Origin of the sequence: Candidatus Hakubella thermalkaliphila, assembly GCF_013281975.1 — a bacterium.
GTDB lineage: Bacteria > Actinomycetota > Humimicrobiia > Hakubellales > Hakubellaceae > Hakubella > Hakubella thermalkaliphila.
This window is the reverse complement of the sequence record NZ_BLRZ01000082.1, coordinates 1-8,740: the sequence shown is the minus strand read 5'-3', so window position 1 is coordinate 8,740 and position 8,740 is coordinate 1. Positions and strand designations below refer to the sequence as shown.

General features: G+C 52.2%; 9 protein-coding genes. All 9 read right to left on the bottom strand.

The genetic code is table 11. The annotated features are described in order from the left end of the window. The coding region (locus HW443_RS07955; RefSeq protein ID WP_176238042.1) for an endonuclease V at positions 1-550 on the bottom strand (550 nt) is incomplete at its 3' end. Then, the gene (locus HW443_RS07950; protein ID WP_176238041.1) at positions 547-1,599 is read right to left on the bottom strand and encodes a D-alanine--D-alanine ligase family protein; all 1,053 of its coding nucleotides are present in this window, start codon (positions 1,597-1,599) and stop codon (positions 547-549) included. The genes HW443_RS07950 and HW443_RS07955, both read right to left, overlap by 4 nt. A 282-nt stretch (positions 1,600-1,881) precedes the next feature. After that, positions 1,882-2,790, bottom strand: coding sequence for a ParB/RepB/Spo0J family partition protein (locus HW443_RS07945; protein WP_176229590.1), 909 nt, complete (start codon positions 2,788-2,790; stop codon positions 1,882-1,884). Continuing rightward, complete coding sequence (locus HW443_RS07940; protein WP_258189806.1) at positions 2,768-3,577, bottom strand: ParA family protein; 810 nt, start codon at positions 3,575-3,577, stop codon at positions 2,768-2,770. The genes HW443_RS07945 and HW443_RS07940 overlap by 23 nt, the downstream gene beginning before the upstream one ends. A gap of 828 nt (positions 3,578-4,405) precedes the next feature. Next, a complete protein-coding gene (locus HW443_RS07935; RefSeq protein WP_176231631.1) occupies positions 4,406-4,612 on the bottom strand; it encodes a hypothetical protein in 207 nt (68 codons plus the stop codon). Positions 4,613-4,619: 7 nt separating this feature from the next. Further along, positions 4,620-6,503, bottom strand: a complete 1,884-nt coding sequence (mnmG, locus tag HW443_RS07930) for a tRNA uridine-5-carboxymethylaminomethyl(34) synthesis enzyme MnmG (protein ID WP_176235406.1) — start codon at positions 6,501-6,503, stop codon at positions 4,620-4,622. 211 nt (positions 6,504-6,714) lie between these two features. Further along, positions 6,715-7,944, bottom strand: coding sequence for an RNA-guided endonuclease InsQ/TnpB family protein (locus HW443_RS07925; RefSeq protein WP_176231630.1), 1,230 nt, complete (start codon positions 7,942-7,944; stop codon positions 6,715-6,717). Between the two features lie 77 nt (positions 7,945-8,021). Then, positions 8,022-8,537, bottom strand: coding sequence for an IS607 family transposase (locus HW443_RS07920; RefSeq protein ID WP_258189805.1), 516 nt, complete (start codon positions 8,535-8,537; stop codon positions 8,022-8,024). Continuing rightward, positions 8,449-8,670: a hypothetical protein gene (locus HW443_RS07915; RefSeq protein WP_176231628.1), complete on the bottom strand. Its 222-nt coding sequence runs from the start codon at positions 8,668-8,670 to the stop codon at positions 8,449-8,451. Before HW443_RS07915 ends, HW443_RS07920 begins: the two co-directional genes overlap by 89 nt. Positions 8,671-8,740: the final 70 nt, after the last annotated feature.

Below are 8,740 nucleotides of genomic sequence, written 5' to 3'. Positions count from 1 at the left end.
AGGAGACAAAGACGGGAGTCACGCGGTCTTTAGTCCTCAGGACGGCACCCACGACCTGCTCTCCATCTCTGAGATACTCATAGGAGCCTTTGTTCGGAGCAGGTTCTCCATAAGTTCCCCAAAGATGGCTCTTGGAGCACCCCACGGAGGACATGTCGAGATATATCCCCAGATGGGTCGCCAGACCCATGTAGCGGGGGTGAGCATAGCCTTGGCCGTCTACAATGAGAAGATCAGAGCTACCTTCCAGTTTTTGCAGGGCCGAGATTATGACAGGGGCCTCCCGGAAGGCCAACAGGCCCGGAATATAGGGAAAAGAAACCTCTTGTAAAGAGAAGGCTTTTCCCACCACCCTCAGATCAGGATAGGTAAAAGTGATGGCGCAACCCAGGGCCATTTTCTCGGGACCGGGATAACCCACATCCACTGCCGTGACAGTCCTTATCCTCTCAGTTTGATCTCTTAGAACCACCCTTTCTCTCAGCTCATTTTGGATACGTAGCGCCTCCTCCACGGAGACATTCCAAGGATGGAGTGGGGGAATTTTCATCTTTCCAGGGCCAGTTGGATAAGTCGGTCCAAAAGCTCGGGAAACTCCATCCCCGCAGCCCGGGCCTCTTTGGGGAAGAGAGAGCCGCTGGTTAGACCGGGGATGGTATTCACCTCAGAGACAAACGGTCGCCCTCTACACAGAAACATATCAATGCGGGCGAAGCCACGACATCCCAGAGCCTGGTAAGCCCGCACGGCCAGATCCTGCAGGAGTCTGGTTTCAGCCTGCGAAATTCTGGCCGGGACAATCTCCTCGGCCTTGGTGGGATCATACTTGGCCTCGTAGTCAAAAAACTCCTTCTTGGACACGATCTCGATGGGTGGAAGGGGCAAAAGATCCCGATTACCGATGATGCCTACCTGTATCTCTTTTCCTCTTAAATACTTTTCCACTATGGCAATGGGGTCATAGTTAAAGGCCAGCTCCAAAGCATGGTCTAGCTCTTCCTTCTGTTTGACAATGGTAACGCCTATGCTAGACCCCTGGGCCACTGGTTTTACCACCACTGGAAAGCCCAGGTTTTGTGTCTTCTGAATCAGGCTTCTGCTGTCCTGTTTCCACTGGATTGCCTCCACGGAGAGAAAGGGAGCTACCGGCAACCCTTGGTGGAGGAAGATTTTTTTGGAGAGCAGCTTGTTCATGCCCAGAGCACTGGCCAGGAGTCTAGATCCAGTATAGGGGATACCCGCCAATTCAAGGACCCCCTGAACCGTGCCATCTTCTCCCAGGGGACCGTGGAGGGCAATAAAGGCCACATCGATGAGTTCGGAAAGGCTCATCCCTACCAGCCTTCCATCCACCATGATTGGGAAGATGGTAGGTACTTGCAAATCTTCTGACGGAACGCTCTCTTTTGCCTTGGATCCACCACCTGGCCGAAGGAGGCTAACCGGAAGCACCCATTCTCCCCGGGCAGTAATCTCTATGGGAACAGTAACGTATTTCTTTTTATCCAAATTGCTGATGATATTTTGTCCAGCGGCCAGAGCGACTTCTCTTTCTGCAGACTGTCCCCCCATAATCACACCAACCCGAAGCCTTCTCATGCCTCCCCCCAGATCAAATACCTATCTCACACATTGTTTAGTTGAACGCCTGGGATCGTCTGAGCCGTCTAGCTGCTAGCCTCCCCTTCCGGGCAACTATGTATCGCAGTTGAATGCTGTGCAAGAGCACGTGTCCACTACCTCCGGCACAAGGCCGGAGGCTTGCAACTGAACCGAAGTCTGTCGCCTGCGGCTAATAAAAATCGGCGGAAAAACAGACCTGCGACGGACATGCAGTAGCATGGACAAGCCCAGCTTTGGCCAACTTTTCGGGGGTCGGCCTTAACTCATGGGCTTCTCTAACCCGCTGCGACCCCCGGTTATCAAGCTGTAGATCCTTTCCAGATCGACCAGAGACCCGAATTCTATCTCGATGCGCCCTTTGGTCTTGCTCATGATGACCCGTACCGGAACACTAAGGTAATCCGAAAGCTGTTCCGCTATCTCGGGGAATTTGGCTGGCTGGAGGGATTTAGGAGCTCTTTTCAGGTGGGCGCTGTCTTTTCTAAGCTGGATTTTTCTGACCTCTTCCTCAATCTGTCTCACCGAAAGCTCTTCCCGCGCCACCTTCTCGGCTAACCGGATTATCTGCTGGTTATCCTCCAGGCCTAGAAGAGATCGCCCATGCCCATAACTCAGCGCTCCCTCTCTTACCATAGCCTGCACTTCTATAGGAAGAGTGAGAAGTCTTAAAATGTTGGTTATAGCAGAGCGGCTCCTGCCCACCTTTTTCGATAGTTCTCCATGGGTAATATTAAAGTCATCTATGAGTTGTTGGTAGGCGTAAGCCTCTTCAATGACATTGAGGTCATCTCTATGGACATTCTCTATAAGAGCCATCTCTAGAGATTCTATATCAGAGGTGCGTCGGACTATGGAGGGGATGGTCTTCAGTCCCGCTGCCCTGGCTGCCCGCCACCGTCTTTCCCCGGCTACCACCTCATATCCGCCGCCTTTGGGTCTCACAATGATAGGCTGAACTACTCCGAAGGCAAGGATGGAGGCTACCAGCTCCTGTAAGGTTTCTGGGTCAAATCTCTGCCTGGGCTGTCGGGGGCTGGGTGTGATGCTGGAGATGGGGATTTCCTCTATCCTGAAAGCATCTCGCCTCTCCGATGGTGCCAGGCCACCCGGTTTTTCCAGTGAAGGTATTAGGGCTGAAAGACCCTTACCCAGACCTCTTTTGGCCATGTCCAATCACTTCCTTTGCTAAATTTTTATAAGCTTCGGCTCCTTTGCACTCCGGATCATACAGAAGGATGGGCAAACCATAGCTGGGGGCTTCGGAAAGCCGCACATTCCTGGGAATGACCGATTCATAGACCTGGTGGGGAAAGAATTTCTGGACTTCTTCCGCTACCTGTTCAGAAAGGTTGGTTCGGGGGTCAAACATGGTTAAAAGTACCCCGGTAATGGTCAGGTCTGGGTTCAGGCTAGCTTGAACCAGATTGATAGTTTTAAGGAGCTGGCTCAGACCTTCCAGAGCATAGTACTCGCATTGAATTGGAATGAGCACCTCCTTCGCTGCTGCCAGGGCGTTGATGGTGAGAAGGCCCAGGGCCGGAGGGCAGTCTATCAACACATAATCGTACTCTTTTGTGATGGGACCCAGGGCCTTCTTTAGTCTGAATTCTCTGGACAGGGCAGGCACCAACTCTATCTCTGCTCCAGCGAGCTGTACCGAAGAGGGAATGGCATAGAGGTTGAGAACTTTGGTATCCAACACCATCCCGGATATTTCCTCTTCGTCCACCAGGGCATCGTAGATGCTCTCGTTCACTCCCGCTACCTCTATCCCCAGGCCGCTAGTACTGTTAGCCTGCGGGTCCATGTCCACTAGAAGAACTTTGTATCCTTCGGCAGCCAGATAGGCAGCCAGATTAACAGCCGTAGTGGTCTTCCCCACTCCGCCCTTTTGATTGGCCAAGGCTATGACCCGGGACCTGCGATTGGGTTCCTTTCGCTGCGTGGCAGCCAGAAGGCTCTCTTTTTTTAGCCGGGTCAGATCCGGCGGCTGGCTCTCCTTGTCCCGCTCGAGCTTGCCTGCTGGCTCCGTGGAATCGGACTTAGGAATTTCTTTCAGCCCCGGTGCCCGCGGCTGCGTTTGAGCTGCGTGGATAGTATCGATTGCTACAAATATTTTTCTCTCCTTATCTTCTGCCTGCTGTTGCTCTTGCCCGGCTGGCGTTTTTTTTAACATCTCCTCATCAGACAGACCGGCTGTTTCAGGAGATGCGTCAATACTTGAGGTTTCAACCCCGGAAACGGACCCCCTTTTCTCCTCGGCAACTCTCGCCCCTGCAGGATCTTGTTCCCGCTCCTCTGATTGTCCCTCCCTTCTCCTGGGGGGACCCTCGGTTTCCCTTCGGGGACTCTGGCCTCTCTTCCAAAACCACCAAAATCTCAAAGCTTGCTCCAGTTTCTGCGCTTTTTTCCTATTATAACTTATAAAGCCGTAGGTTCCATAGTGTTTTCTTTGCCAGCCTCCAGAAAAACTAATTTACTCTATGGCATTCCTGCGAAAAGGTCAAAAAGTCACCGTTTAGCGCCTTTTTTCGAAGGCAAATAGTTAGAAAATAGGCTCTTCCTTTTCATTGTTCGCGAGTGCGGACCCCGCATGATAAATTACCTGCAAAAGAGCCGGTGTTTTCATGGTTGGCGGTGACGCCTGCATCAAGGGGAATCTGGTGGCCGATTGATCAAAAATGTGGTTTTGCACTACCACCAGTTTATCAAATCCTTTCTTTGGGCTTCCTGGTCAATTATCAAAGGTTTTGTAAAGAGAAGGGGGCGTACTATGTTTCCGTTAGAGAGGCCTCTTCTGTGGGATGCCGGTCCTTCGGGGATAACGGGCAGGAGTTGGTCCCACCTTTCTGAGAACGACCAGATTGAGCCGCTGGTTATGCTCCTGGATCATTCCCAGATAGCAAAGCGTCTTGCGCCTCTGGCCGTGGGTTAGTTGGATTCCCAGCTCGGCAGCTCCCCTTCGCAGGAGTTCCTCTACATCACACATTCTTGGTTCAGCTTTCGGCCCTTTGCCGTCTTTGCAGAAATATGGTTAACGTGGAGAGGTCCGCCGGGGAGATCCCGGCTATGCGGGAGGCCTGCCCCAGACTATGCGGTCTTATGCGCGCCAGTTTCTCTCTGGCCTCAGTGGTGATACCGTCCAGGCTCAGGTAGTCTATATCCTGGGGCAGCTTCCGGTCTTCCATGCGCTGGTATTGCCTGATCTGGCCGAGCTGTCTCTGGATGTATCCCTCATATTTGATCCCGATCTCTATCTGCTCAAGGATGTCTTCAGTTAATTCCCTCACCCAGGGGCATAGCCTATCCTTAACAAAATTGATGGACACCTCCGGCCTCTTGAGAAGGTCAGCCAGAGAAAGGGGAGAACTGATGGGAGAGCTATTTATGCTGACCAGAAAGGAGTTGGTGTCCTCGGTGGGAAGCACCCTTGCCTCTCTCAACCTCTGTTGGTTGATCTCGATCTCTTTTCTCTTTCGCTCCACTTTGTCTAAGGTTTCATCAGAAATCAACCCTATCTGCCTTCCTGTTGTGGACAGGCGGAGGTCGGCGTTATCTGACCTTAGAAGCAACCTGTACTCCGCTCGAGAGGTAAACATGCGGTAGGGCTCATCAAGGCTCTTGGTCACCAGGTCGTCAATGAGCACCCCTATATAGGCCTGAGACCGGTCAAGCACAATGGGGTCTTCGCCCCGGGCGTACCGGGCAGCATTTATCCCGGCAATAAGCCCCTGGGCTGCTGCTTCCTCATAGCCAGAAGTGCCATTGATCTGTCCAGCCGTAAATAGGCCTCTGACCTCTTTGGTCTCCAGAGAGATTTTGAGCTGGGCCGGGATGAAGTAATCGTACTCAATGGCATAGCCTGGCCTCATAATTCTCGCTCCCTCCAGTCCCGGGGTGGCCTGGACAATCTTCTCCTGAATCTCTACGGGCATGCTGGTAGTGAGGCCCTGCAGGTACATCTCCTGAGTATCCCGACCCTCGGGCTCGATGAAGACGGGATGGCGCTCCTTGTCCGGAAAGTTAATCACTTTCCTGTCAATGGAGGGGCAATAGCGGGGCCCGTGAGTCTGGATGGCTCCTGTCTTGATGGGTGAGCGGTGGATGTTTTCCCGAACCACCCGGTGGGTGCGGGCGTTAGTATAAGTGAGATAACAGGGAATCTGATCATGCACTTTTTTAGGGTTGCGGGTGGAAAAGGAGAGGGGGATATCATCCCCAGGCTGAGGTATAAGCCTGGAAAAATCAATGGATCTTCTATCTACCCGGGGAGGAGTGGCAGACTGGAAGCGAGACAGGGTAAATCCCAGACGGCGCAGGCTCTCAGAGAGATGGATGGCAGGGTACTCGCCCATCCGTCCCGCGGGAAATTCCACCTCTCCGATGACGATCCTCCCGTTCAAAAACGTTCCTGTGGCCACTACCACTGCTCTGGAAAGGTACCTCTCTCCGGTAAGAGTGACAATTCCCTGGACGCCTTCTGGGGTGGCCAGAATGTCCGTAGCTATGCCCTGCCTGAGAGAGAGATTGGGCTGTCCCAGGACAACCTTCTTCATCTCTGATTCATAGCGTTTCTTATCCGTCTGGGCCCGCAGCGCCTGTACCGCCGGCCCCTTACTGGAGTTAAGCACCTTTATCTGGATCAAGGACTTATCCGTGTTGTTAGCCATCTCTCCCCCCAGGGCGTCCACCTCCCGGACTAACTGGCCCTTGCCAATTCCTCCAACAGCAGGATTACAGGGCATGAGAGCTATCTTGTCCAGGTTGATGGTCAGAAGAAGAGTCTGGCAGCCCATCCTGGCTGAGGCCAGCGCTGCTTCACATCCTGCGTGGCCAGCCCCTATGACTATTACCTCATAGCCAGGAGAATTCTTGCTCATGGCTCTTCCTGTACCATCACCGTATCCCAACTCTCAAGTTTTTCCCCTGAAATATGGCCATCAAGGGCGGTGGACACCTCTCTCCTCTGTTTCACGTGAAACATATCCCTCCTGCCCTGCGCGCTATCAACCAGCATCCGAACCCAAATGTTCCACGTGAAACATAATACCGAGAACAAGTTGCGTGCTTTCCCTGGTTTACTGAACCTGACTAAATCGCTAGGCCCAGAAGATCGCCTTTCTTCGACCGTTGTGAAAAGACTTCACTTGACGCTTCGCCGGGAGCCTCACTGCGCTTAACCCTCAGCGTCCAGGGGCCGCCCACCATCAGCCCAAAACACTTGATAGCGAGATTCATTGCTGCATTCATATCACGGTCGTGATGTGCTCCACACTCGCACGTCCACTCGCGGTTAGCGAGAGTGAGCCCGTCGTTTATGAGACCACAGACGGAACAGGCCTTGCTCGATGGAAAGAAACGATCTGCCTGCCTTACTTCCCCGCCTGCCCAAGTGATCTTATAAACTAGCTGCCGTTGTAGTTCTGAAAAATTTGCGTCCAGTACCGATTTGGCAAGGTTATGATTCTGGCTCATCCCGCTCACATTCAAGTCCTCGATTGCGACTCCATCGTAGGTCTGGGCGACGTAGGCCGAAACGTGATGGGTAGCATTGGCCCGCAGGTCAGCAATACGCTTGTGAATCCGCTGCGCTCTGAGTTTCGCTTTCTGCCGCCGCTTACTGCCCTTCTGCTTCCGAGTTATTTGCCTCTGTGCCCTGGCAAGTAGCTTTCCAAGGCGATAAAAGGCCTTGGGGTTATCGAACGTCTTTCCGTCTGATAGGGTGGCGAGTGTTTTCACCCCTACATCGAGACCGACCGCAACTTTTTCTTGTTTCTCGATTGGGTTGGGAACTTCGGTCTCGACGGAGAATGAGGCATACCACTTACCCGCTGTCTGGCTGACGCAAATAATTCCTATAAGCCTTCCCTCAAATCTAATGGGCTGATGCATTTTCAGCCAACCGATCTTGGGAACACGTACCCGATTGCCTTTTATGGTAATCACATCAGGCTCAAGCTGAAAGCACATCCGGCTACGTTTGCGGCTTTTGAATCTCGGAAAACCAGGTTTCGCATCACCGCCTTTCACACGCCTGAAGAAGTTAGTATATGCCGTTTCAAGTTGCAGTAATGCCATGCGCGGTATGCTTTTGGGTGTGTCCTTGAGCCAGGTATATTCATCCGTCTTTTTGAGGGCGACAATCTCTTTCATCAAGATGTAGCTTCCAGGAGATTGGCTGCTATTATTATAGGCCGCCTTCTTGCGTTCCAGACCATAGTTGTAAGCCCAACGAGCCACGCCACACCACGAGACAAACTGTCGTCCAACCTCCAGTATTGTGTCTAAGAGAATCTTGTGGGCCTTAGTTATCAGCATCATTTGCCTCTTTGCGCTTACGCCCACCCCGTACTCCATATATCCGGCTGCTAAAACTCACGATGATAGTCAAAATGTCTTCAAACCAGTTCTTCATGCTCACCCTTTTCTTCTGCCTGCTCAAGAACCTCTACCGCGCAACCTACGCCTTTGAAAAACTGCTCGATGGTTCGGAAGCCAAAGCGGGTGAGCCTATCCCGATGTTCTACCACGACTTTTTTGACTTCGCCCTTACAGGCAGCATCTATAATCTTGAAGAACTGGCGGCGGTTGTCATTCAATCCAGAAGCAATTTCGGAACAATCAAGAACGATACGATAGCCACGCTCGCCACAGACTTCAGTTAGCCACTCGTGTTGACGGGTAAGATTCTCTACTTGCTTTTGTGTAGAAACGCGGGCATACAAAGCCACGTCTTTCTCTGTGACAGTAACACCATCTGAAACAGACAGCAGTTGTTCAATCTCCGCGCTATCATACCGCCGATGCCCGCCAACGGTACGATGGTCATTCATCTTTCCATCCTTGAGCCATCTGTGCAAGGTGGTGTTTGAGAGCCGGTATCTCTGCTCGACTTCCGATTGCCTCAACAGCATTAGCCATCACCTCGTTCAGCCAGGTTTCGTATTCTTGCTTGCCTGGCAAGGTTTCAAATGGCGGGTCAACTTCAATTCGCTCACCGTTGACCACCACGTAATCCTCACCAATTTCGTTTACAGTATAGCACATTTCTTACTCCCTGTTAAATGGTATGAGTAGATTTGTAGTGGAAAGGTCAGTTATTCGGAAACTGCTTCTC